This window comes from Streptomyces sp. NPDC032940, assembly GCF_040636935.1.
Classification (GTDB): domain Bacteria; phylum Actinomycetota; class Actinomycetes; order Streptomycetales; family Streptomycetaceae; genus Streptomyces.
Map to the genome: position 1 here is coordinate 47,428 of NZ_JBEZVJ010000005.1, position 24,471 is coordinate 71,898.

The 24,471-nt window shown below is 72.5% G+C and carries 19 protein-coding genes; 5 read left to right on the forward strand and 14 right to left on the reverse strand.

What is annotated here, in order from left to right; all coding sequences use genetic code 11:
- Positions 1-19: 19 nt before the first annotated feature.
- Positions 20-1,306 (reverse strand): serine/threonine-protein kinase, encoded by a 1,287-nt coding sequence (locus AB0E77_RS08835; protein ID WP_361567617.1) that lies wholly within the window; start codon positions 1,304-1,306, stop codon positions 20-22.
- A 102-nt stretch (positions 1,307-1,408) separates the two neighbouring features.
- Positions 1,409-2,326 (reverse strand): serine/threonine-protein kinase, encoded by a 918-nt coding sequence (locus AB0E77_RS08840; protein ID WP_361568226.1) that lies wholly within the window; start codon positions 2,324-2,326, stop codon positions 1,409-1,411.
- Between the two features lie 166 nt (positions 2,327-2,492).
- Here AB0E77_RS08840 and AB0E77_RS08845 point away from each other — a divergent pair, with 166 nt between their 5' ends.
- Positions 2,493-4,478 (forward strand): N-6 DNA methylase, encoded by a 1,986-nt coding sequence (locus AB0E77_RS08845; protein WP_361567619.1) that lies wholly within the window; start codon positions 2,493-2,495, stop codon positions 4,476-4,478.
- A gap of 88 nt (positions 4,479-4,566) precedes the next feature.
- Here AB0E77_RS08845 and AB0E77_RS08850 read toward each other — a convergent pair whose 3' ends face one another.
- The gene (locus AB0E77_RS08850) at positions 4,567-5,238 is read right to left on the reverse strand and encodes a tellurium resistance protein (RefSeq protein ID WP_361567621.1); all 672 of its coding nucleotides are present in this window, start codon (positions 5,236-5,238) and stop codon (positions 4,567-4,569) included.
- Between the two features lie 45 nt (positions 5,239-5,283).
- Here AB0E77_RS08850 and AB0E77_RS08855 point away from each other — a divergent pair, with 45 nt between their 5' ends.
- Both AB0E77_RS08855 and AB0E77_RS08860 read left to right on the forward strand, forming a co-directional pair.
- Complete coding sequence (locus AB0E77_RS08855) at positions 5,284-5,637, forward strand: hypothetical protein (RefSeq protein ID WP_361567625.1); 354 nt, start codon at positions 5,284-5,286, stop codon at positions 5,635-5,637.
- A 12-nt stretch (positions 5,638-5,649) separates the two neighbouring features.
- Complete coding sequence (locus AB0E77_RS08860; protein WP_361567628.1) at positions 5,650-5,946, forward strand: hypothetical protein; 297 nt, start codon at positions 5,650-5,652, stop codon at positions 5,944-5,946.
- Between the two features lie 493 nt (positions 5,947-6,439).
- On the opposite strand, the gene AB0E77_RS08865 is transcribed toward AB0E77_RS08860, so the two are convergent.
- The 4 genes from AB0E77_RS08865 to AB0E77_RS08880 all read right to left on the reverse strand — a co-directional run bounded on the left by AB0E77_RS08865 (position 6,440) and on the right by AB0E77_RS08880 (position 11,446).
- Positions 6,440-7,555, reverse strand: coding sequence for an ADP-ribosylglycohydrolase family protein (locus AB0E77_RS08865; RefSeq protein WP_361567630.1), 1,116 nt, complete (start codon positions 7,553-7,555; stop codon positions 6,440-6,442).
- A 254-nt stretch (positions 7,556-7,809) separates the two neighbouring features.
- Positions 7,810-8,808, reverse strand: a complete 999-nt coding sequence (locus AB0E77_RS08870; protein WP_361568229.1) for an alpha/beta hydrolase family protein — start codon at positions 8,806-8,808, stop codon at positions 7,810-7,812.
- Between the two features lie 109 nt (positions 8,809-8,917).
- Positions 8,918-10,534: a phosphodiester glycosidase family protein gene (locus AB0E77_RS08875; RefSeq protein WP_361567632.1), complete on the reverse strand. Its 1,617-nt coding sequence runs from the start codon at positions 10,532-10,534 to the stop codon at positions 8,918-8,920.
- 126 nt (positions 10,535-10,660) lie between these two features.
- Positions 10,661-11,446: an SAM-dependent methyltransferase gene (locus AB0E77_RS08880; protein ID WP_361567635.1), complete on the reverse strand. Its 786-nt coding sequence runs from the start codon at positions 11,444-11,446 to the stop codon at positions 10,661-10,663.
- A 256-nt stretch (positions 11,447-11,702) separates the two neighbouring features.
- On the opposite strand from AB0E77_RS08880, the gene AB0E77_RS08885 reads away from it, so the two are divergent.
- Positions 11,703-12,521 carry an SAM-dependent methyltransferase gene (locus AB0E77_RS08885; protein WP_361567638.1) on the forward strand — a complete coding sequence of 273 codons (819 nt, stop codon included), beginning with the start codon at positions 11,703-11,705 and terminating at the stop codon, positions 12,519-12,521.
- A 73-nt stretch (positions 12,522-12,594) separates the two neighbouring features.
- Here AB0E77_RS08885 and AB0E77_RS08890 read toward each other — a convergent pair whose 3' ends face one another.
- Genes AB0E77_RS08890 through AB0E77_RS08905 form a run of 4 tightly spaced genes read right to left on the reverse strand, consistent with a single transcriptional unit; the run spans position 12,595 to position 17,211 of the window.
- Positions 12,595-13,956 carry a GH1 family beta-glucosidase gene (locus AB0E77_RS08890; RefSeq protein ID WP_361567641.1) on the reverse strand — a complete coding sequence of 454 codons (1,362 nt, stop codon included), beginning with the start codon at positions 13,954-13,956 and terminating at the stop codon, positions 12,595-12,597.
- A gap of 38 nt (positions 13,957-13,994) precedes the next feature.
- Positions 13,995-14,834 (reverse strand): carbohydrate ABC transporter permease, encoded by an 840-nt coding sequence (locus AB0E77_RS08895; protein WP_361568231.1) that lies wholly within the window; start codon positions 14,832-14,834, stop codon positions 13,995-13,997.
- Between the two features lie 7 nt (positions 14,835-14,841).
- Positions 14,842-15,843, reverse strand: a complete 1,002-nt coding sequence (locus tag AB0E77_RS08900) for a sugar ABC transporter permease (RefSeq protein WP_361567643.1) — start codon at positions 15,841-15,843, stop codon at positions 14,842-14,844.
- Positions 15,844-15,894: 51 nt separating this feature from the next.
- Complete coding sequence (locus AB0E77_RS08905) at positions 15,895-17,211, reverse strand: sugar ABC transporter substrate-binding protein (RefSeq protein ID WP_361567646.1); 1,317 nt, start codon at positions 17,209-17,211, stop codon at positions 15,895-15,897.
- Between the two features lie 182 nt (positions 17,212-17,393).
- Here AB0E77_RS08905 and AB0E77_RS08910 point away from each other — a divergent pair, with 182 nt between their 5' ends.
- Positions 17,394-18,752, forward strand: a complete 1,359-nt coding sequence (locus tag AB0E77_RS08910) for an ROK family protein (protein ID WP_361567649.1) — start codon at positions 17,394-17,396, stop codon at positions 18,750-18,752.
- Positions 18,753-18,861: 109 nt separating this feature from the next.
- On the opposite strand, the gene AB0E77_RS08915 is transcribed toward AB0E77_RS08910, so the two are convergent.
- The 3 genes from AB0E77_RS08915 to AB0E77_RS08925 form a co-directional block, all read right to left on the reverse strand.
- Positions 18,862-19,902, reverse strand: a complete 1,041-nt coding sequence (locus AB0E77_RS08915) for a LacI family DNA-binding transcriptional regulator (RefSeq protein WP_361567651.1) — start codon at positions 19,900-19,902, stop codon at positions 18,862-18,864.
- Between the two features lie 172 nt (positions 19,903-20,074).
- Entirely contained in the window at positions 20,075-22,516 is a 2,442-nt protein-coding gene (locus AB0E77_RS08920) for a glycoside hydrolase family 3 C-terminal domain-containing protein (RefSeq protein WP_361567653.1), read from the reverse strand.
- 41 nt (positions 22,517-22,557) lie between these two features.
- Complete coding sequence (locus AB0E77_RS08925) at positions 22,558-24,333, reverse strand: discoidin domain-containing protein (protein WP_361567655.1); 1,776 nt, start codon at positions 24,331-24,333, stop codon at positions 22,558-22,560.
- Positions 24,334-24,471 lie beyond the last annotated feature (138 nt).

Consider the following 24,471-nt stretch of genomic DNA (forward strand, 5'->3'; position numbering starts at 1 on the left):
GCACGGTCGGACCGACGGCTCAGGACATGCGGCGCAGCCGCTCCAGCAGCGCCCTCGCGCGCCCGTGACGGTCGTCCTCCGCTCGCAGTACGCGGTCCTCGTCGCCGACCAGGCGGCGCAGCAGTTCGGTGGCGGCGTACCGCTCCCCCGTGCGCACCAGCAGCACGGCGATCTCGTAGCGGGTGTCCAGCACGGCCGGGTCGTCCGGTCCGAGGAGGCTGCGCTGCTCGGCGAGGACCGACTTCAGGTCGTCCAGTGCCTCCCGGGTGCCGCCGAGCGCCGCCACACACAGGGAGGCGCCCACCCGGGCGGCGAGCAGATCGGCCCGCTCCAGGTCCGGGACGGCCATGAGCGCCCCGTACTCCTCCAGGGCGCGGGCCGGACTGCCCGAACGACGCAGGGCCGCCACCTCTGCAAGACGCGGGTGCGGCACGGTGGGCGGCGCCAGAGGAACCGCAGGTCGCGCCGGAGGCATCGAGGGCGCCGGCGCCCAGGTGGCGAGCGCCGCGACCACCTCCGCCGCCGAGACAGGACGGTCCCGCGGATTCTTCTCCAGCAAGGCCTCCACCAGCCGGCGCAGTCCGGCAGGGATGTCGGGCCGACGGTCGGTGATCGGCGGCACGGGGTCGTGGGCGTGCCGGTGGTAGAGCATGAAGGGGCTGGCGTCCGTGAACGGCGGCGTGCCGGCGAGCAGTTCGTACAGGACGCAGCCCAGTGAGTAGAGGTCGCTGGCCGGCTCCGCCTGGCCGACGGCCTGCTCGGGAGCCATGTAGACGACCGTGCCGGGAGTGGCGTTGGCGGCGGTGAAGCGGGTCTCGCCGGGATGGGGCTCCAATGCGGCCGCGACCCCGAAGTCCAGGACCTTGAGCTCACCATCGGGGGTGATCATGAGGTTGGCGGGCTTCAGATCCCGGTGCATGACGCCTTGGCCGTGGGCGTAGACGAGGACATCGGCCGTACGGCGCGCCACGTCCGCGGCGCGCCCGATGGCCAGGGGACCGTCGCTCTCGAGTACGGCGCCGAGGGTCCGGCCGGGGACCAGATCCATCACCAGGAACAGTTCGCCGTCGTGACTGCCGTGGTCGTACACCGCTGGAATGCCCGGATGCTCGAGCCGGCGGGTCAGGCTCGCTTCCCGCAGGAAGCGCCGCTCCAGCGTGCTGGGACTCCCGGCCCGAGCGCCTACCGCGAGGAGCTTGACCGCCACCTGACGGTCCTCGGTCCGGTCGTACGCCGCCCAGACGACTCCCATGCCGCCCCGGCCCAGCTCGTGCGTGAGCTCGTACGGTCCCAGGCTTCGCCGCATCGCGCCCGTCTCCAGCCAGTCCCGGCGCCCGCGGCGCCTGCCACCTCCGCACGACCGCGAGCGGCGCGCCGCCCCCGGTCGCTCGGATCATCCTCTCACTGTTCACACGGGCCTCGGCCCTTGCGGTACGAGGAACGGCCTGCGCGGGTCCTCGGGCAGCCCGGGGCGCAGGGCGAGACCGGGGTCGGGCGCCGGCAGGTACGGCGCGAGAGCCGCGTAGACCTCGGTGGCGGAGGCCGGCCGGTCTTCCGGGCGCTTGGCGAGCAGCGCCGACACCAGGTCCTGGAGGCCACGCGGGACGTCGACGCCCGAGTCGGCGATGAGCGGCGGTGCCGTGCCGATGTGACGGGAGGCGAGGAGGGCCGGCTGGTCGGTGGCGAAGAGTGTGCTGCCGGTGAGCATGTGGTGCAGCAAGCAACCCAGCGCGTAGAGGTCACTGCGTCCGTCCAGCGGGTCCCGGCCGGAGAGCAGCTCGGGTGAGGCGCAGGCGATGTTGCCGACGCCCTCGCCGGTCATCGTCAGGCGCGGATCCACGTCGCTCAGGAGCTTCACCAGCCCGAAGTCCAGGATCTTCACCACTCCGTCGCGCCGGACCATGATGTTCTGCGTCTTCAGGTCCCGGTGGACGAGCCCCGCGGCGTGGGCGGCCGAGAGCCCGGCGCACAGCTGGGCGGTCACGGCAGCGGCCGAGGGCACGTCGAACCGCGCACCGGGCTGCTGGTCGAGGAGGTACTCCAGGGTGGTGCCGTCGATCAGTTCCATGACGAGGCAGCAGGTGTCGTCCGTCAGGGAGGCGTCGAAGACCGTCGTGACGTTGCCGTGGTCGAGGCGGGCCGCGGCCCGCGCCTCGCGCTCGAAGCGGGCGAGGGCCGCGGCCCTGCTCTGGGACACGGCCAGGAGGTCCGCGGCCACGGTCTTCACCGCGACGGTCCGCTCGAGGTACAGGTCGCAGGCGTCCCACACCTGCCCCATGACGCCCTTGCCGAGGACCGACTTCAACCGATAGCGGTCACGTAGCACCAATCCCGGAGCAAATTTCCGCATTCCGTCCGCCCTCCACATTTCCCACACCGCACATCAGGACCTTTGTACTGTGAACAAAGTCAATGAGGGTAGTACCCTGGCGACTCACACGGGCGCTGGGATGCCGACCAGCCCAGCAGGCCAAGCACCTCGGAGACCATCGATGAGTACACCTAGTGCCGTACCCGTCAGCCTGGCCGAGATCGCCCGGATCGCAGGCGTCGGCCGCGCCGCGGTGAGCAACTGGCGTCGCCGCCATGATTCCTTCCCGTCCCGGATCGGCGGCACGGACGTCAGTCCGCAGTTCTCGCTCGCGGAGGTCGAGCGGTGGCTGCGGGAGAACGGCAAACTGAAGGACATCGGTGGCCGCGAGTTCCTGTGGCCCCGTTTCGAGGCGCTCGGCAGCCGGGACGAGTCGGGGCTGGCGATCGCCGAGGCCGCCCGACGGATGCGCCACCCGAGGACCCGCACCTCCTCCCCCGACCTCTCCGCCGAAGTGCGCCAGCTCGTCGGCGAGGCCGCGGCACTGGGCCGTGCCGAAGGACCGCGCGAGACCTTCGAGTTCCTGCTGCAGCGCTGGCTCGAGACGCATGTCCGGCAGCTCAGCACCACTCCTGCGCCGCTCGCCGGCCTGATGACCCGGATCGCCCTCGCCGCTCGCATCGGCGCTCCGGCGGACGGGCTGACCGTCTTCGACCCCGCCTGCGGCACCGGCCACCTGGCGGCCGCGGCGTTCCAGGAGTACGACGGCCCGGGACTGGCCGTGCTGGGCTGTGAGCGGGATCCGGCCCTCGCCGCGCTGGCCACGGCCCGCCTCGGCTTCGTCACGGAGGGCACGGACGTACGCGCGGAGATCCTCACGGCCGATGCACTGCGCGAGGACCCGTTCACGGGCACCCCGGCCGACATCGCGTTGTGCAATCCGCCGTTCAACGAGCGGGACTGGGGATATGAGGAACTCGCCACCGACCAGCGCTGGGCGCACGGCCTGCCGCCGCGGACCGAGCCGGAACTCGCCTGGGTGCAACACCTGCTCTCGCACCTCAAGCCCGGCGGATGCGCGGTCGTCGTCCTGCCGCCCGCCGTCGCCTCACGCAAGGCCGGGCGCCGCATCCGGGGTTCACTGCTGCGCACGGGAGCGCTGAAAGCGGTGGTGGCCCTGCCGCCCGGCAGTGCTCAACCGCACAGCGTGTCACTGCAACTGTGGGTACTGAGGGCGGCACCGGACGGTTCGTCGGCTCCTGCCCCCACCCAGGACGCTCTGCTCGTGGACGCCACCGCCTTCGCGAGGCCGGGCACGCGCGAACCGGGCCCCGACTGGGAGGCGCTCAGTGCCTTCGTCCTCGCCGCGCTCGCCGGCATGGATCAGCCTGAGGTCGTTCCCCCCGAGAACGCGGTCCGCGTCCCCCTGCTCGATCTCCTGGACGACGAGGTCGACGTCACTCCGGGGCGGTACACCGCATCCCGCGCCGAGACGACCGGCATGGAACTCGCCGCCTCGTGGAAGGAACTGGGCTCGCTGCTCGCCGGCCTCACCGGTCACGTGCAGCAGTTGTCCGAGCTCGCCTTCGAGGCGGACGCACCGCAGACCACGGCCACGGTCGGTGACCTCGTGAAGGCCGGCGCCTTGACACTGCGCCCCGGGCAGCAGCCCGTCGAGAGCCGGCCGTCCCCCGGGGACACCGAGGTACCACTGCTCAGCGTCGCCGACCTGCTCATGGACGGCACGCCCGGCGGACTCGTCCCGGCGCACACGGCCCACGCGGTCGTCGAGGAGGGGGACGTGGTGGTCGCCGGGGTCGTGCGCGCCTTCCGGGCGTGGGTCCACCAGGGACCTCCGACGGCGCTGGGTCCTCAGCTCTACGCCCTGCGGGTGGACCCGGAGAAGATGGACGCGCACTTCCTCGCCGGCTGCCTGCGCGCTCCTGCCAACGGCCGTCAGGCAGGCACACACGCCTCCAGCTCGTCGCGGGTCGACATCCGCCGTCTGCAGGTCCTCCAGCTCCCGCTGGAGGACCAGGCGACATACGCGGAAACCTTCCGCCGGCTCACGGACTTCGAGGCGCTTCTCGACCGGGCCGGAACCCTGGGCAAGGGGCTGACGGACGACGTCAGCGACCGGCTCGCCGCGGGCGGGCTGACGCCGTGATCACCAGGCTTTCGACGCGCTGCTGGACGGTCGCTGCCCGGGGCGGGAAGTCCGCGTAGCGTGCGTCGTCAGAAACCTGCCGGGCCGGCTACAACGGCGGCTTGGTGCCCGGCACCCACGCGAAGCCGAAGCCGTAGGCGGCATCCATGAGCTGTTGGTTCGACAGCAACGGCTCCGCGGTGAACCAGCGGACCTCGCGCCGCAGGTCGAGCGTTGCGCGCGGTCCGGGGGTCAGTAGGGCGATCGCACAGGAGGTGGCTCCGGACGGGGAGTCGTCCAGGTGGATGCGCCAAGTACCGCTGGGCGCGGTGACAGTGACGACACCTTTGAGGCTGCGGAAGTCGGCCGCGCCCTCGTAGATGTACACGTAGACGAGGAGCTTGGTGAACTCCCTCCGGTGTTCGAGGCTGATGCGCAGGGTCTCACCGTCGGAGGACTCCCCGGTCCGGTCGTCACGGTCGAGGCTGACGTAGGGCCAGGCATCGAGATCGCCGAACTGTGCGCCGAGGGGCTGAACCGCTGCGCCGGCTCCGTCGCGCGTGAGGACCATGCAGCCCAGGTCGAGATCGGCCTCGGACGCGACCGACCAGTTCAGATTCATCTGCAGGACGCCCCGCCCGCTGATCTCGGCACGGGGCGTCCGACGGGTGAGGTCCACGGTCCGGGACCGCGACTCGCTCGGCCTCGGCCCTTCGCCCCCGGCGGCGCCCCGCCCTCCGGTCAGGTCGATGGTGACGCGCTGCCTGCCGTCGCCGCTCAATGGACTCCCCCTTACCCCACTGATCTACGTAGGGCTCCCTCCCACATGACGTGGCGTACCTCGACCGGGGCGTCGAAGCTCCTCGAGCTGCAGTATGCGATCCGGGCTCCGCGGGCGGCCTGGCAGGAGGTGGCGCAGCCGACTGCACAGCAGCGCAGGGCACTCGCCCTGGCCTGTGTGGAGGCCATCGCCTGGTTCCACGACGCGGGACTCGTCATAGGCGACATCTCGCAGGCCAACGTCCTGTGGTCCCTCTCGCCGGGGCCTGCGGTGCACTTCCTGGACTGTGACGGATTCCGGCAGGTCGGACGCACGGCGGTGCAGGCCCAGGCCGGTACCCCGGACTGGAACGACCCGTTGGCGCCCTCCATCGAGGCGACGGTTGACACGGACGCCTAGAAGACGGCTCTCGTGGCGGGGCGCATCGTCGCCCAGCAGCCGTACGTCGCACCGGGGCAGGACCTGGACATCGTCAGCGGATGCCTCAACGAGCGCCAGAGCGAAAGCGTCCGCAGGCTCTTCGCGCAGGCCGCGGGCGAACGTGGCACACGGCCCAGACCGGGCGAATGGCTGACCGCGCTGAGCGACCGAGGCGTGATCAGGCTCACCGCGGCCACGCCTCGGACCCGGCCGGCCGTCGATCACACGGTGCTGGACGGGAGGCGTGACCGGACGCCCATCAAACTGCGCGACCCGGGTTCTGCATAGCGCCGGCCGGGGACAGCCCGTCTGGGTACACCGGTGCTGTGGGGGTGGCCGCGTCCAAGGCCTCCAAGCCCTCGGCGGCGACTTGGCGCAGAAGGCGACGGTCAGCCCGTTCGTACCACATGCAGGATGTTCACGGGGAGCCCCAACTCGCGCTTGGCGGCAGAGGCTTCGTGGCTCCTCCTCGTGCAGAGGACAAGTGCGTCGACGACGGCGGCCGACGTGCCCGAGGTGCCCTTCGCACAGGACGCCGGCAAGGAGCACGGTTGCAGCGGCGCCTCGAGAGCCGCCGAAGGCGACAACACCGTCTGGACCGCAGGTCACTGCGTCACCCGGACGACGGGCGCGAATCCGATGGCTTTTTCGACCTCGTGGTCTTCATTCCGCGGTACCGGGAGAGCCTCGACACCCCGGTGATTATGCGCCCGGTGGGGTTCGGTTCGGATTCGGCTTCTGGTCGCGCTGGCGCTGCGTCAATTGCTCGAGGGGGCGTCCCTCACCACCCCGGATAGCGGCCCCACCAGTACGGGTCCCAGCCGCCCACATACTCGCTGCCGCTCGGTGAGTCGTTCAGCTCGCTCAGCAAGTCGCGGGCCAGGGTGTCGAGCACCCAGGACAGTTCGTGGCGGCTCACCAGGTCGACGGGCAGGGCCTCGTAGCCATGGACCGCGCCCAGCAGTGCGCCGGTCACGCAGGCCACGGAAGCGCCGTCCGGGGCCTGCGCCGCGAAGTGCAGCGCGGTCCTGAGCTGGGTACGGCCGGGGAACGAGGATGCCGTGTAGAGGGCGCCGAGGAGGGCCGAGGGGGCCGTCGGGTACGGGGCGAGGTGGGCGAGCGTGGGGGTGTGTGCCGGCTGGTCGACGCCCAGTCGGTATGCGGTCACCAGGCGTTCGTGCTCCTCGCCGGACGCGTGTTCGCGCAGAGTCGAGAGCGTGGCGAGACCCGCGTCCATCGCCCTCCGTACGGCGCGGTCGGAGCCGCTCCCGGGGTCCGCGGCCGGCGCGGTGCTGGTGAGGCAGTGGTGGGCCAGCACGGCTGCCTGGGCCGTGGCGGACTGCGCGGCCGGGTCCCCGTGGGTGAGGGCGGCGAAGTCGCCGGCCTGTCGGGCCAACTCGACGTCGACGGCCGCCAGAGGGAGCGACCGGGTCAGCGCATGGCAGCCCCGGCTGGTGGTGGGCGTCGGGACGTCGGTGCCCTCGATCCGGGACAGGGCCGCGACCGTCGCCGGTGCGCTGCCGCGCCGTTCGGCGAGCGCGGGCACCTCCGCGAGCCAGCCGTCCGGCCACGCGCTTTCGTCCTTGACGGAGGCCCAGCGGCGGCGCATTCGTTCGACCTCGATGCCCTGGAGGGCCGCCCACCTGCAGTAGGCGTGCAGAACCACCGAGGGCGGGTGGCAGATCCCCTTGTGGCTCATCCGCACCATGGCCCGGATGATGCCCTCCGCGGTGAAGCAGGCCAGCTGTGTGCCGACGCCGGCCCGCAGCGGTCCGCTCGCGGGGAGCGCGCCCCGAGCCGCTCCCACCGTTTCACCGATGGCCAGGCCCAGCATCATGCCCCGGACGCGGGACTGCGTCCTGCGAGGCTTGCCGGCCCGGTCCTTCGACTCGTTCACGTCCGTCTTCCTTCTTGCGTGCGTCTACGCGGCGTTCGGCTCCCGTCGGTGCTCCGGCACACCGTGGTCACCCTAGCGACGTGGCAGAGTGAGCGGCCGTGTTCATCTCGGCGTTCGACGGCCAGCTGCGCCAAGTGGCTGCGGAGGACTCTGGAGGAGGCCGAGGCCGTGGCCGAGGATGTGGCCGAGGCCGTGGCCGAGGCACGGCATCCCGATCAGGCCTGTCGTTCCTCCTCCTCGGTCACGGCCGGCTCTCAGTCACCCACCCCCAGCGCCCCCAACAGCATCGGCAGCGAAGCATGCAGCTCCCGCTCCCAGTACGCCCACCCGTGCGTCCCCGGCCCGTAGAAGTTGGTCGTCAGGTGCCTTGCGCCCACCCTCCGCAGCTCGCCCGCCAGTGCCTGGTTCTGGCGGTTGAAGTCGGCCTCCAGGGCGCTTGTCGCGCCCGGGGTGTCCAGGGGGCCGGTCGTGCCGTCGCCGCAGGACAGGTAGACCGGGATGGAGCGGAGCCGTTTCGCCAGGTGGTACGGGTCGTGGGCCTCCCAGATGCGGCGTTGGGCCACCGGGTCGCCCCAGACGCGGAACGGGTCGTTGCCCTGGCCGGCGAAGAAGCCCATGATGCGGTCGACCGACTCGGCGTTGAGGAGCGGGTGGGCGGAGCCCGAGTACGCGGCCGTCGCCTTGAACATGCCGGGGTGGCGGGCGGCGTAGAGGAGGGCGCCCTGACCGCCCATCGACAGGCCGGCGACGACGCGGTTGGCGCCGGCGCCCCAGTCGTGCTCCAGGAGGTGGCGCAGTTCGACGGTGTGGAAGGTCTCCCACGCGGGGTCGCCGCCCTGGCCGTGGTTCCACCAGTCGCTGTACCAGCCGTTCCAGCCGGCCTCCGGCATCACGACGAGGACGTCGCGGAGGGCCTCGGTCTCCGCGACGTCCGTCATCCGGGTCCACGACGTGTAGTCGCCGCAGCAGCCGTGCAGGAGCCACAGGGTGGGCCAGTGCTGGCGGCGGCCGGCGTCCGGGTTCCAGCCGTCCGGTGTCAGGAGGCGGACCTTGACCGTGCGGCCGCCCAGGGCGGTGGAGCGGACCGACAGGTCGACCTGACGGTCGGCGACCTGGGTGACTCCGACGACCTCCGCACCGTGCGGGGAGGGGGCGCGGTGTGTTGCCAGTGCCCCCGGTGCCGTCGGCAGCAGCAGGGCGAGTACGGCGGCCAGGACGAGCAGGACGCGGGATCTGAGGGACGGGGCGGTGATCGTGTGCACGGCGGCTCCCTTGCGGTGCGCATCGTCGCTGCGTGGGTGGTGAGTGCGTGCTGTGCGGGGTCGGTGGCTGCGGAACCGGGTCAGTCTCCGCGAGGTCGGGTCAATGGCCGCGGGGCCCGATCAACACCGCGTCGCCCACGGGACGTTCGCCCGTGGCGTCGGACGGGGCGTTGATCACCTTGCCGTTCGTCACCATCGTCGTCGAGCCGCCGCCGTCCAGGTTGACCGCGTCGCGCAGGCCGAGGGCCTTGGCGAGCCTGGCGCTCTCCACGATGCTCAGGCCCAATGCCTCGGTGCTGCGGCCGTCGGCCGTGATCAGGACCGTGCGGCCGGCCGCGTCCACCCCGGCCAGCGTGCGCGGGTTGCGTTTGTGCACCCAGCCGTAGTACCAGCTCGGGTCGCCCGGGTGCACCATGCCGTCGGTGGCGGGGGTGACGTGGAGCCGTCCGTCGCGGACCAGTTCGGGGCCGGCGTTGACGATGTCCGTGCCGGGGGACGGGGAGACCCTCCTGCCCCGCTCGTCCAGCAGCGTCGTCGTCAGGCTCACGCGCGTGCCCGGGAGGGCCAGCGGCGTCAGGTCCGCGACTCGGTCGCCCGTCGCCTGGATCGCGCTGCCGCCCTGCGGGAGCGGGCCGCCCCTCGGGGTGCGCAGCTCCACGACCCGGTCGTGGGCGTCCAGTACCGCCTCCGCGCCCTCGCCGGACGGGGTCTGCTGTCCGTACTCGGGGGTGAAGGCGACGAGTTCGTCCGGGTTCGTGCAGGTCACGTCGTGCAGCGGGAGGGGTGTCGGCCGGTCGCCCTCGCCGCCGCCGCAGTTTCTGATCAGGCCGGGGACGCGGTTGATGCCGTCCAGGGCGAGTGCGGTGCCGTGGGCTTTGATCCGTCCCTGCCACGTGTAGCGGGCGATGGCCGTCGCCCTGCCGTTGTCGTGGAGGACGAGGGCCGGGCGGCCGTTCACCGGTTCGCTGAGCAGGCGGCCGTCGTAGACGCCCACTCCGGCGGGGTCGCCGGGTGCGCCTGCCTTCGGGTCGAGGACGAAGAAGCCCGCGTTGACCGCCGCCGTCGCGCCCGCCGCCTCCGACAGCCCGCTCGTGGTCTCGCGGTTCTCCAGGTCCGGGCCGTACGAGGCGTCCAGGGCGCCGCGGAAGGTGCGGGGGTCGATGGTGAGGACGTCGATGTGCCAGGGGCCGCGGTCCGTCGCCTCGCCGTCCCAGCCGGTGAAGACGGCTGATCCGGTGTATCCGGCCGACAGGAGGCGGGTGCGTTCCGTCGCCGCCGCGGACTGGGAGGTGAAGGTGCCGATGCGGACGCGCCAGCCCAGGGTGCCGCCCGTGTAGTCGGCTGTCCGCTCCGTCGTCACCCGCTCGACTCGGGCCGCGAAGCCGTCGCCGGTGAGCGCCGCGGCCAGTTCGTCGGCGCTCGCCTCGTCCTTCAGGGCGGTCGGTGGTGCGTCGGGGTCCGGTGAGGTGTCGCCGCCGGGGATGGAGGCCTCCACCGTCCAGTGCAGGGACGGGTCGGTGGCGTTCCCGCGCACGATGCGGGTGAGGGTGACGCCCGGCTGGAGGGTCGTCGTGGTGCGGGTCTCGGGGAGGCCGGCCGGCCCCAGCGGAAGTATGTGCCGAGTGTGCGAAGACGCCGCCTCGGCCGCCGGCGGCAGTGCCGTCAGGGTGGTGAGGACGCCGAGGGCGGCGGCTGTGGCACACAGTCTCTTCTTCATCTGTCCCGCCTCGCGCCGACCACGGACACCGACCGACCCATGCTGCGCACAAGTATCGGCCGGTTCCCGCTCACGTCAAGGCGGCCCGGTGGGCGCGGGCCGCACCTTCGTGGGGCCCGTGCCTGGTCAGGGGACCCGTGCCACGCCCACGTAGAAGCCACTGCGTTCCTGGACCGGTGCCGGTTCCTCCCGGTACCACTCGGTGGCGAACACCAGGCCGGGGGCGACGAGTTCGAGGCCGGTGAAGAAGGGTTCGACCTCGCTGCGGGTGCGCATCCGCAGCGGGATGGCGCCCTTCTTGTACGCGGCCTCGGTCTCCTGCTTCAGCTCCGGGTGCTGGTCGGCGGTGCCGTGCGTGAGGAGCAGGTAGCTGCCGGAGGGGAGAGCCTTCACGAGCGTGCGCACGATGCCGTACGGGTCCTCGTCGTCGGGCAGGAAGTGCAGGAGCGCGATCAGGGAGAGGGCGATCGGGCGGTCGAAGTCCAGTGCCTCGCGGGCTCGTTCGAGGATCGTCTCGGGCTGTCGTACGTCCGCGAGGAGGAAGTGCGTGGCGCCGTCCGGGGTGCTGGTGAGGAGCGCTTCGGCGTGCCTGAGGACGATCGGGTCGTTGTCCGCGTAGACGATCTGGGCGTCCGGCCTGATCCTCTGCACGATCTGGTGGAGGTTGGGTTCGGTGGGGATGCCGGTGCCGATGTCCAGGAACTGGCCGACGCCGTTCCTCGCCAGCCAGGCCGCCGCGCGGTGCATGAACGCGCGGTTGCGGGCGGCGTTGCCCCGCGCCTCCGCCGGGAGGGTCTCGCCGACCTGCTGGTCGACGGGGTAGTTGTCCTTGCCGCCCAGCAGCCAGTCGTACACCCGGGCGGGGTGTGGCTTGCTCGTGTCGATGATGGGTCTGGGGACATCGGCGGTCACAGGACACTCCTCCGTACGCGTAACGGCACCGTCAAGGCGTCACCCTAGCCGTATCCGACGCGGGTCCCGCCGTGGTGGCAGGGGGTCGCCGGCAGGTGCGGCACGGGCGGGGGGCCGGTGCGGCACGGGCGGGGTCCGCCGCGGCTCGTTCTCGTGCCAAGATGACGTTCCGACAGGCACTCACGCAGGTGCTCACCGCGCATGTGCCACGCATGTGCCGTGCGTGGCACACGAGTTGAGGACGGAGTCAGGCCGCATGACCTCCCTGAGCAGTGGTGAGGGCGCCGCCCACGCCGACCTGATCGACACGAGCAGGCCCCATCCCGCCCGCATGTACGACTACTTCCTCGGCGGGAAGGACAACTACGAGGTCGACCAGCGGGCCGCCGAGCAGTTCATGAAGGCGGCGCCGGAGGTGCGCGAGGGCGTCCTCGCCAACCGGCACTTCATGCACCGCGCGGTGCGGCACGTGGTGGCCGAGGGCGGCGTCCGCCAGATACTCGACGTGGGTACCGGTCTGCCCACCGAGCCCAACGTGCACCAGGTCGCGCGGGCCGTCGCCCCGGAGACCCGGGTCGCCTACGTCGACAACGATCCCATCGTCGCCACGCACTCGCGGGCGCTGTCGGACGATCCGGACACCGCCGTCGTCCTGGCCGACCTGCGTGACCCGCGGGCGATCCTCGGCCATCCCGAGGTGCGCGCGGTCATCGACTTCGATCAGCCGGTGGCGCTGCTGCTGGTGGCCGTCGTGCACTTCGTCGCCGACGCGGAGGACCCGGCGGGCATCGTCGCGACGCTGCGCGACGCGCTGCCGGCCGGGTCCTATCTGGTGCTGTCGCACGCGACGGGTGACGTCCACGAGGACCGGCGCGAGGACGCCGCGGCCGTCTACCAGAACGCCACCGCGTCCCTCAACCTGCGGTCGCACGCCGCCGTCCTCGATCTGTTCGGCGACTTCGCGATGGTCGAGCCGGGGCTGGTCCGGGTCACCGACTGGCGCCCCGAGGAGGTGCGGCGCCCCGGCGCCCCGCCGATCGGCATCTACGGCGGAGTGGCGCGCAAGGGCGCCTGACGCGCGGCGGTTGTCCCTCCTGTTCCAGGCCGTGGTGGGCGCGGGCTCCCCCGTGCGCGCCCGCCACGGGGTCTCAGGCGGCCTTGCGCTCCCTCCCGCGCGCGCGGCCGATGATGTCGGCGTAGTGGTGTCCGCTGCCCTTGATGGTGCGCACCTGGGTCTCGTAGTCGACGTGGACCAGGCCGAAGCGCTTGTCGTAGCCGTACGCCCACTCGAAGTTGTCCAGGAGCGACCAGGCGAAGTAGCCGGCCAGCGGGGCGCCCTTGCGGGCGGCGGAGGCGCACGCGGCCAGGTGCGCGGTGAGGTACTCCTGGCGTTCCGGGTCGTCGACGGTGCCGTCGGGGCGGACGACGTCGGGGTAGGACGAGCCGTTCTCCGTGACGTACAGCTTGCGCGCGCCGTAGTCGTCGGTCAGGCGCAGCAGCAGGTCCTCGATGCCGCTCGCGTCGACCTCCCAGTCCATGCCGGTGCGCGGGACGCCGATGCGGCGGACGGTGCGGACGTGCGGGGCGGGGGCGGTGGGGTCGTGGGCGACGGTCTGGGGGAAGTAGTAGTTCAGGCCCAGCCAGTCGAGGCGGGCGCCGATGAGGTCCAGGTCGCCGTCGCGTTCGGGGAGTTCGACGCCGTAGACCTCGCGCATGTCCTCGGGGAAGCCCCGGCCGTGGACGGGGTCGAGCCACCAGCGGTTGGTGTGGCCGTCCATGCGGCGGGCCGCGGCCAGGTCCTCCTCGCGGTCGGTGGCCGCGTGGATGGTGGAGAGGTTGTTGACGATGCCCACCTGTGCGTCCGGGGCGGCCGAGCGGATCGACCGCATCGCCAGGCCGTGGCCGAGGAGCAGGTGGTAGGAGGCGCGGACGGCCGCCGTGAGGTCGGTGAGGCCGGGGGCCATGACGCCGTCCAGGTGGCCGATCCAGGCGGAGCACAGGGGTTCGTTGAGGGTGGCCCAGTGCTTGACGCGGTCGCCGAGGCGTTCGGCGACGACGGAGGCGTAGGACGCGAAGTGCTCGGCCGTGGCGCGTGACTGCCAGCCGGCGTCGCGGTCCTGGAGGACCTGCGGCAGGTCCCAGTGGTAGAGGGTCACGGAGGGCGTGATGCCCGCCTCCAGCAGGGCGTCGATCAGCCGGTCGTAGAAGGCGAGGCCCTTGGCGTTGACGGGGCCGTCGCCGCCGGGGACGACGCGCGGCCAGGCGACCGACAGGCGGTAGGCGTTGGTGCCGAGGCGGCGCATCAGGTCGATGTCCTCGCGCCAGCGGTGGTAGTGGTCGCAGGCGACGTCGCCGTGGTCGTTGTTGTCGATCTTCCCGGGGGTGTGGGAGAAGGTGTCCCAGATCGACGGTGAACGGCCGTCCTCGGCCACGGCTCCCTCGATCTGGTACGCCGATGTGGCCGTGCCCCACAGGAAGTCGTGCGGGAGTGCGGCGAGGTCGATGCTCACGGGGGTCCTCTCGGTTTCGGAACGTTCGGTGGCCGGGGTCACTTGACTGCGCCCGCCGTCAGGCCGGCCACCAGGTAGCGCTGGAGGAGCAGGAAACCGGCGACGACGGGGACGCTCACCACCAGCGAGGCGGCCATGATCTGGTTCCAGTACACGTCGTTCTGCGTGGCGTATCCCTGGAGGCCGACGGCGAGGGTGCGGGTGGTGTCGTTGGTCATCACCGACGCGAACAGCACTTCGCCCCAGGCGGTCATGAAGGCGTAGACGGCGACCGCGACGATGCCGGGGACGGCGGCCGGGACGACGACCCGGATGAGCGCCTTGAGGGGGCCGCAGCCGTCCACGAGGGCGGCCTCGTCCAGGTCGCGCGGGACGGAGTCGAAGTAGCCGATCAGCATCCAGATGGAGAAGGGCAGGGAGAAGGTCAGATAGGTGAGGATCAGGCCGCCGCGGGAGCCGAACAGGGCGATGCCGGTGGCGTTGCCGATGTTGACGTAGATGAGGAACAGCGGCAGGAGGAAGAGGATGCCGGGGAACATCTGCGTCGACAGGACCGTCACCGAGAAGATCCGCTTGCCGCGGAACTCGTAGCGGCTGACCGCGTAGGCGGCGAAGACGGCGATGACGACGGAGCAGACGGTGGCCGCGCCCGCCACGACGAGGGAGTTGACGAAGTACTTCGCCAGCGGGACCGTCGACCAGATGTCGACGTAGGGGCGGACGGTCAGGCTGCTCGGCACCCAGTGGAACTGGCTGGAGACGTCCTCGAGCGGCTTCAGCGAGCTGGAGACCATGACGTACACCGGCAGCAGCACGAAGCCGGTGAGCAGGGTGAGGAAGACGCGGCGCGTCCACAGGAAGGAGCGCGGCATCGCCATGGGGGACCTAGGCACGGGCGGACCTCCGTCCACGTGATGTCAGGAACAGGTACACGCCGGTCACGAGCAGCAGGAACAGCAGCAGCAGGACCGACATGGCGGAGCCGGTGCCGAAGTTCCAGGTGACGAACGACGACTGGTAGATGTGGATGGAGATCAGGTCGGCGGCCTCCGGTGCGGACTTGCCGAACAGCACGTAGGGCGTGTTGAAGTCGTTGAACGTCCACAGGAACAGCACCAGCACGAGCACCTGGTTGACGGGGCGCAGGGACGGCAGGGTGATGCGGCGGATCTGCTGCCAGACCCCGGCGCCGTCCAGGGAGGCGGCCTCGTAGAGCTCCCTGGGGATGTTCTGCAGGCCGGCCATGACGATGAGGAAGGCGAACGGCCAGCCCTTCCACACCGACACGACGAGCAGGGCGATGAAGCTGTTGTCGCCGATCAGCCAGAAGGACGGCTCGTCGGTGAGGCCGAGCTGGTCGTGCAGGACGTGGTTCACCAGGCCGTTGTCGTGCTGGAACATGAACGCCCACGTGATGACCGCGGTGTAGACGGGCAGGGCGTACGGGACGAGGAAGACGGCGCGCAGCAGGCCGCGTCCGCGGAAGGCGTCCTGCATGGCGATCGCCGCGGCGGTGCCGAGGAACCAGCACAGGGCGACGGACAGGATCGTGAAGGCGCAGGTGACCAGGAAGGAGTGGAGCAGCGCCTCGCCGACGGGGGCGTCGAAGTCCACCGACATGCGGTAGTTGTCGAGGGCGGTCCAGGGGGCGGTGGTCCAGTCGCGGATGTAGAACTGCGTGAGCGTCTTGAAGCTCATCACGATGCCGATGACCATCGGCACCAGGTGGACGAGGAGTTCGAGGAGGAGGGCCGGCAGGAGCAGCAGGTACGGCAGTCCGATGCGGCGGATCCGCCCGGTGCGGCGGCGGGGTCCGCGCGCCGCACCGGGGGAGCTCTTGCCGACCGTCCGCTCGCCGGGCTGCGCCGAGGCGGTCGTGGTGGTCATGGCGAGGTCCGTGTCCGTGGGGTGTCGGTGGGGGTGCTCACTGGGACGTGCTCACTTGGTCGGCATCTGCTGCTGGGCCTTGGCGAGGGCGGCCTTCACCGACTCGTCCGTCACCGCCCGGCCGGCCGCCGCGTCGGCGAACAGCTCCTTGACGGCCGTACCGACGGCGGTCTCGAACTGCGACTCGTCGGGCACCTGGGGCAGGGCGGCGGCGCTGGAGGCCAGCGTCTCGCGCAGGACGGTGGTGCCCTGGGTGTTGAAGGCGGGGTCGGACTGGGCGGCCTTGACCGGCGGGATGGAGCCGTAGGCCTTGTTGAGGATCTTCTGCTCGTCGTCGCTGGTCATGAACTTCACGAACTCGGTGGCGCCGTCGACGTTGTCGGTGTTCTTGAAGACGGCCATGTTGATGCCGGCGACCATGGAGTTGGTGGCCTGGCCGGCGCCGGGGGTGCCGGAGGGGACGGGTGCGGGGGCGACGCCCCACTCGTCGTCCTTCATGCCCATGGTCTTGAAGGTGGCGGAGGCGGTCTGCCAGAGGACCATCGCGGTCTTGCCCTTGGCGAAGTCGCTCAGGGACTGGTTCTGCGCGTACTCGGCGTTGCCGGGGGCGACGATCTTGTCCTTGGCCATCAGGTCGACGTACTGCTTGACGGCGGCGACCACGCCGTCGGACGTGAAGTCGGGCTTGCCGTCGGGGGTGAAGAAGTCGGCGCCGTGCTGCTTGCCGAGGACGAAGACCTGGTGGATGTTGTTGGACAGGTTGGAGCCCTCGGCGCCGAGGCCCCACTTGCCGTCCTTGGAGATCTTCTTGCCGGTGGCGACCAGCTCGTCCCAGGTGGCCGGCGGCTTGGTGACGCCGGCGTCGGCGAACATCTGCTTGTTGTAGTAGAGCGCGTACGCCATCGAGTACAGGGGGACGGCCGCCGGGTCCTGGTCCTTGACGCCGGTGGAGCCGAGCGCGGAGTCGACGAAGCGGTCCTTGCCGCCGATCTTGTCGAAGTTCTTCGCGTCCCAGGGCATCAGCGCGCCGGTGGCCTGGAGCGAGGCGCTCCAGGTGTTGCCGATGTTGAGGACGTCGGGGCCCTGGCCGGAGGTGGTGGCGGTGAGGATGCGGTTGAGCAGGTCGGACCAGGGGACGACCTCGAGCTTGACCTTGATGCCGGTCTTCTTCTCGAACTTGTCGAGCTCGGGCTGGAGGACCTTCTTGTCGACCTCGATGCTGGCGCCCTGGTTGGAGGCCCAGTAGGTGAGTTCCTTCGGCGCGTCGTTGGACCCGCCGCCCGAGGAGGAGCCCCCTCCGCAGGCCGTGGCGGCGAGAGCGAGTGACATGGTGACGGCGCCTACGGCCGCGGCTCGGATGCTGCGCATGGCTCCTGGTCCCTTTCCGGGAAGCGGGAAGTCCTAGGGCGGCTCGGGGAAGCGACACCCCGTTCGCGCCCCGAAGCCCCTCATGGCTTAATTTAGGACGTGAGTTAAACCTCAAGAGAAAGACGCGTCAAGGTGTCGCGCACGGCCGGCCGCCGGCCGGGAGGGGTGAAGGAGGGCGCCGGATGGCCAGGACGAGCGGACGAACGGTCCGTGACCTGCGGCGGGAGAATCGCACCGCAGTTCTACAACGGTTGTATTTCGACGGTCCGATGAGCCGGGTCGCGCTGGGTTCGGCGGCCGGGCTGAGTTCGGGCTCGGTCAGCAACGTCGTCGCCGAACTGCTCGCCGAGGGCGTGGTGGAGGAGGCCGGCAGCCTCGGCGCCGACGGCGGCCGGCCGCGCACCCTGCTGCGGGTCACGGCCGGGCACGGCCGGCTCATCGGGGTCGACGTGGGCGAGACCCGGGTGCGGGTCGAGCTGTTCGACCTGTCGATGTCCGAACTGGCAGGCGCCGAACGCCCGTTGTCCGGGCACGGCACCCGGTCCTACGACGTCGCGGTCGTCGCCGGTCACATCCTCGACGGCATCGAGGAGGTGCTGCGCGCGTCCGGCGACGGCGGCGGGTCCGGTGGTCTGCTCGGCGTCGGCGTCGGCGTGCCCGGGATCGTCGAGCACACCGACGACGGCACCCTCGTGCACGGCCAGACCATCGGCTGGGACGCCGTGCCGCTGGAGCGGCTGCTGCGGGGCTCGGGGCGACTGCCCGCGCACGTGCCGCTGTTCATCGACAACGGCGCCAAGACCCTGGGCCAGGCCGAGATGTGGTTCGGCGGCGGACGCGGGGCGCACAACGCGGTCGTGGTGCTGTTCGGCTCCGGCGTCGGCGCGTGCGTCGTCACCGACGAGGTCGAGCACGGACGCGCCGTGGAGTGGGGACACCTGACGGTACGGGTGCGGGGCCGGCGGTGCCGGTGCGGGGCCCGGGGCTGCCTGGAGGCGTACGCCGGTGCCGAGGCGCTGCTGGCCCGCTGGCGGGAGGCGGGCGGGCGGCCGACGTCCGGCACGGACGACGAGGAGGCCGCCCTCACCGACCTGCTGCGCGCCGCCCAGCCCCCGGACGGAGGGGAAGGCGACCCGGTGGCGGCCCGGGTGCTCGCCGAGACGGCCGAGTACCTCGGGGCGGGCCTGTCCGACCTCATCAACCTCTTCCAGCCCGAACGCATCCTCGTCGGCGGCTGGGCCGGGCTCCGGCTCGGCCCGCGCTTCCTGGAGTCGGTGCGGGCCCACGCGCACGCCCACGCGCTGCGCCATCCCGCGGGGCGGGTCGGGATCGCCCTCGGCCGGCTGGGCCCGGACGCGGTGACCGTGGGCGCCGCCGTCCTGCCGCTGGCCGCGTTCTTCGCCCGCGGCGGCCACCGGGCCCCGGCCGGCTCCCCCGCGCCGGCTCCGGCGTGGCGGACGGCGCTCGGGGGGAGGCTGGCGGGGGCCGGGCAGCGCGCGGGGCGGGAGGAGCGGCCGGAGGACCGGACGGGCGTCTCGTGACCGGGCGGAAGGGCGGCAGGGCGATGCCGGGAAGGCGTGGGCCGCGCGGCGCGCCAGCGTCGTAGCGCCCGAGCCCCTGCCCCCTGGAGACCCCGGCGAGCCCGCGGCGCTACGCCGAGTCGCGGACCACCAGCTCCGGTTCGAAGACGACCGACGTCGGCTCACTGCGCGTGCCGTTGATGTGTTCGCCGAGCAGGCGGGCCATCGTGGCCGCCATCTCCTCCACCGGCTGGCGGACGGTGGTCAGCCGGGGCCGGCAGGTGACGGCCACGCTGGAGTCGTCGAAGCCGACGACCGCGACGTCCTCGGGCACCCGGCGCCCGTGGTCGCGCAGCACCTGGACGGCGCCCTGCGCCATCAGGTCGTTGGCCGTGAACACCCCGTCCAGATCCGGGTGTTCACCGAGCAGGTCGCTCATCGCCGCCATGCCGCTGTCGACGGTGAAGCCGCCCTCGGCCACCGGCAGGTGCGGGTGCCCGTGCCGGGCGAGGGTGTCGCGGAAGCCTGCCAGCCGCTCCCGGCTCGCCGCGACGGCCAGCGGCCCGGTGACGGTGGCGATCCGGCGGCAGCCCCGGGCCAGCAGGTGCTCGGCCGCGAGCCGCCCGCCGTCGCGGTGGGCCAGGTCGACGTGGCTGAGCGGCACCGGGCGTCCGGGCCGGGCGAACAGCACCGCCGGCAGCCGGGCGTCGGCGAGCAGTGCGGGCAGCGGGTCGTCGGGGTGTGTGGACACGACGAGCGCACCGTCCGCGCCGCCCTGCCGGAGGTACCGGACGACCTCCCGCCGGGCGTCGGGCGTCTCGGCGAACATCAGCACCGGGTGCATCGAGCGGGGCCGCAGATGCCCGACCACGCCGCCGACGACCCGGCCGAAGAACGGGTCGGCGAAGACCCGGGTGGCGAAGGCGTTCTGCCCGGTGTCCGAGGCGTCCCCGGCGCCGGAGACCACCAGGGCCACGGTCGTCGTGCGCCGGGTGACCAGTTGCCGTGCCGCCTGGTTGGGGGCGTATCCGGTGCGTTCGATGGCGCGGCGGACCAGGTCCTGGATGGCGGGGTCCACATTGCGCACGCCGTTGACCACCCGCGACACGGTGGCCCGGGAGACGCCGGCCTCCCGGGCCACGTCCTCGAGGGTCGGGGCCTGTCTGCTCATGCCCGCACCCTAACCGGCGGGACGAAGCCCTGGTAGAGCGCTCTCCCGTCACCACGGCGGCACCCTCGGGGTGCTCACCCCCGGACGACCCCTTCCGTCCCCACGACGCCGCCCTCGGGGTCCTCACCCCCGGACGACCCCTTCCGTCCCCACGACGCCGCCCTCGGGGTCCTCACCCCGGCGCGACCACCTCCGTCTCCCCGGTCAGGGGCAGGTCGCCCGCCGATCGTCCGACGAGGACCCGGCAGCGGCCCTCCTCCGTGCGCCAGGCGCGGTCCGTCACCGACCAGTGCCGCAGCGCCCGCGCCGGGACCCGGATCCGTGCCGTCACCGTCTCCCCCGGCCGGGCGCGTACCGTCGCGTACCCGGCGAGCCATCGCTCGGGGTGGTCGACGACGGCCGCCGGACGGGCGAGGTAGACCTGGACGACCTCCCGGCCCTCCCTGCTCCCGGTGTTGCGCACCCGCACCCGGACCGTCAGGTCGTCCCCGGCCCGCGTCACCGGGGGCACGGTCAACTCCTCGTACGCCCAGGTGGTGTAGCCGAGCCCGTGCCCGAACCAGTAGGCGGGCGTGCGGCGTTCGCGCAGCCACCCGCGGTGGCCGACGTGCAGGCCCTCGTCGTAGGAGAGGCGTCCGCCGGACGGGCGGGTGCGGGTGACCGGGGCGTCGGCGAGGGCGGCCGGCCAGGTGGTGGGCAGCCGTCCGCCCGGCTCGGCGCGTCCGAAGAGCACGTCCGCGAGCCCGCCGCCGCCCTCCTGGCCGGGGAACCAGGCGAGCAGCACCGCGCCCGCCGCGTCCCGCCAGGGCATCTCGACCGGCCCGCCGCTGTTGACCACGGCGACCGAGCGGGGGTTGGCGGCGGCGACGGCCCGGACCAGCGCGTCCTGGGTGTGGCCGAGCGCCAGGTCCGTACGGTCGTAGCCCTCCGACTCGCCGTGCTCGGTGGTGCCGACGACCACGATCGCCGCGTCCGCGGAACGGGCCGCGCGGGCCGCCTCGGCCAGGGCGGAGGCGGTGTCCGGCGCCGGGGGCGCGGCGCTGACGACGGTGGCCCGGCCGGTGCCGGGGGCCAGTTCACGGCGGGCGACCAGCAGGGCGTCCTGGCCGACGGCGAGTTCGGCGCCGGCGTACTGGGCGGGCGGGTCGACGTGGATCACCGCGGGGTCGTCGGTGGCCGGCGGGAAGTCGCCGTCCAGCAGGACCCTGCCGTCCAGGGTGAGGCTCATCCGGCCGAAACCGGCCACGCCCAGGTTCCAGCGCCCCGCGGTGCGGGGGCGCAGCCGGGCGCTGATCTCGACGGTGTGCGCGCCGGGCACCAGCCGTGGTTCGAGCAGGCGTCCCCCGCCGCGCCGCTGTGCGTACAGCTCGGCGCCGGTAGCGTCCAGGACGCGCAGCAGGACGCCGGGGCGGTCGGAACGCGGGTCGGTGCATGCGGCGGCGTCGAGCGGGGGCGGCGGTCCGTCGGGGCGGGGGCCGGGGACGTGGACGACGCGGGCCCGGCCTCGTAGTGCGGCGCGGACGCCGTCCAGGACGGACACCTCGTCCTGCGGGAAGACGCCTGCGCTGCCGCCGCCCTGGGTGCGGGTGCGGGCGGCGTGCGCGCCGATCACGGCGACGGTGCCGAGGTGATCGGCGTCGAGCGGGAGGACGTCCCGGTTGGCGAGCAGGACCGCGCCGGCGGCTACCGCCCGCCGGGCCAGGGAGCGGGCGCGGCGGGCGGGGAACGGGGCGGGGGCGGACGGCCGTTCCTCGCCGAGGGCGCCGCAGCGGGCGGCGAGCCGCAGCAGGCGCCGCGCCTTGTCGTCGACGGCGGCCTCCGGCACGCTGCCGTCGGCGACCGCGCGGGCCAGGGCCTCGCCCCAGGGGCCGTCGGGGCCGGGCATGGCGAGGTCCAGCGCGGCGCGCGCGGTGGCCACGGTCTCGCGTACCGCGCCCCAGTCGGAGACGACGACACCGTCGAAGCCCCATTCGCTCTTCAGCGGATCGGCGAGCAGGGGGTTCGCGGTCATGGTGGTTCCGTCGACCGCGTTGTAACCGGCCATGACCAGCCCGACCCCGGCGGCGACCGCGGCCTCGAAGGGCGCCAGGTAGACCTCTCTGAGGGCCCGTTCGCCGACGCGTACGTCGACGGTGAGCCGGTCGGTCTCGGAGTCGTTGGCCACGTAGTGCTTGGCGGTCGCGGCCACGCCCTGGGCCTGGACGCCGCGGATGAAGGCGGCGCCGATGCGGCCGGTCAGCTCGGGGTCCTCCGAGAAGCACTCGAAGTGCCGGCCGCCCAGGGGGCTGCGGTGCAGGTTGAGGGTGGGGGCGAGCAGGACGTGCACGCCCTTGCGCCGCGCCTCGGCGGCGAGCAGGCCGCCGAGGGCCTCGACGAGTTCCTCGTCCCAGGTGGCGGCGAGCGCGGTCGCGCAGGGCAGCAGCACCGAGGTGATGCGTTCGTCCCACGACTGGCCGCGTACGCCGGCCGGGCCGTCGGACATCACCAGCTCGCGCAGCCCCACGCCCGGTTCGGCACGGGTGCGCCAGGTCGTGGCGCCGCTGAGCAGCAGCGCGCGGGCGCGCGGGGTCAGCTTTCCCAGCAGCCGGTCGATGTCGTCCTCGCTCGTCCCCACCCGGGTCCCCTCCCCTGTTCGCCGTCTCCTGTGTCCGGGCGTCAGTTGTAGACGCCGAACTCGTACAGCGAGTAGCCGTAACCGGTGCCGCGTGCGGTGCCGTTGACGCGGACGTAGCGGCCGTTGCCGGTCACGTCGAGGTCGTCGACGCCGCCGTTGCCGTCGGTCACGGTGTGCACGGTCTGCCAGTTCGTCCCGTCGTCGGAGGTCTGGATCGTGTAGGCCCTGGCGTAGGAGGACTCCCAGTGCAGCTGCACGTGCCGGAACGCGGTGCGCGTGCCGAGGTCCACCCGCACCCATTGCGGATCGCTCCAGTCACTGGCCCAGCGGGTGGCGGGGTCGCCGTCCACCGCGTTGGCGGCCGTGCAGGGGCAGTCGCCGTAGCTCGCCTGGTACGAGGAGGCGGCGGCCGGCCTGCCGAGGGCGACGTTCGTGCCGTCCACGGCGGGCGGCACGACCCGTGCCGAGAGCGTCTCCACGCCGACGTTGCCCTTGCCGTCGGTGGCCTTGACGTACAGCTTCCACACGCCGGGCCGGTCGGGCGCGGTGATCTTCAGGCGTCCGCCGCCGAGGTCGGTGAAGGGCAGCGGGTTCAGCTGCTTGCCCTGGTCGATGTAGTTGCTGTTGGACAGCACCTCGTAGGTGACGGTGTCGCCGTCCGGGTCGGTGGCGCGGGCCGTGAGCACCAGGTCCTTGCCCGCCCCGACCTTGCCGGCGTCGCCCTCGACGCCGAAGCCGGCGAAGACGGGCGGGGTGTTGTCGCGCGAGGTGTCGCCGCCGTAGGCCCGCTTCACGGCGTAGTAGGACAGCCGCTTCTGGCCGGCGGGCAGCAGGTTGAACCAGATGCCGCCGAAGTCGTACTCGGTGCCGTAGTGGAACAGGGTCGCGCCCAGGGCGACACCGCGGTGCCCGGTGATGCAGTCCCAGGCCTTCGTGTAGCCGTCGGCCTTGGCCCGGTCGGAGGGCTCCGCGGGGACGCCGTTGGCGTCGTCGGGGACCTCCCACTCGCCGGCCGGACCGGACTCGGTGACGATGTACGGCTTGGTGTAGCCGCCCTGTTCCCAGGCGGACCGGACGTCGCAGACCGCGTTGTAGGAGTTGACGGCGTACAGGTCGAGGTCGGGGGCGTTCTTCTTGTAGTAGGGCCAGGCGCCCACCCAGGCGTCGGTGGAGGTGACCGGGTGATTCGGGTCGACGGCGTGGATCCTCTTGGCGACGTCGTTGACGAAGGCCGTGTAGGCGTCGCGCTGGCGTTCCAGTTCGTCGCCGCTGTAGCAGTTCTGCAGGCCGAGCACCGACTCGTTGCCGACGTTCCACATGAGGACGCCGGGGTGGTCCTTGTACTCCTGCACCCACCGGGGGAACTCGGCGAGCATCTGCTCCTTGTACCCGCTGTCGGTCAGGTAGTTCACGCAGCCGCCGCTGCCCGGTCCGCCGCCGGGCTGGAGCCAGAAGCCGGCGATGACCTTGACGCCGTGGGCGGCGGCGGAGTCGAACAGGGGCTTGCTGCTGGCGTCGGTGCCCCAGGTGCGGATGGTGTTGACGCCCATGGACTTCAGGTCGGGCATGTACCGGCCGGCGTCGGCGGCGGAGGGGCCCCAGGTCAGGCCCTTGATCTGGTAGGGGCTGCCGTCCACGGTCAGCTGCCAGTTCCCCTGGCCGCCGGTGACCTTGACGACGCTGCCGGCTGCGTGCGCCTGGGTGGCGGGCAGGGCGGTGAGGGCGCCGACGGTGAGGAGGGCGGCGGTCAGGGAGGTGGTGAGTCTGCGTGCGGGGGTGTGCGGTCGGCTCGTGCCGGGGGTACGCGGTCGGCTCATGTGGGGTCTCCGGGGTACGGGGTGAGGGGCGGCCCGGCCGTGGTGGGGCGTGGACGGCCGGGTCGTGGCGGGGCGTGGACGGCCCGGCCGTGGCGGGGCGTGGACGGCCGGGCCCGCCCGTTCGGTGCGGCCGTCTCG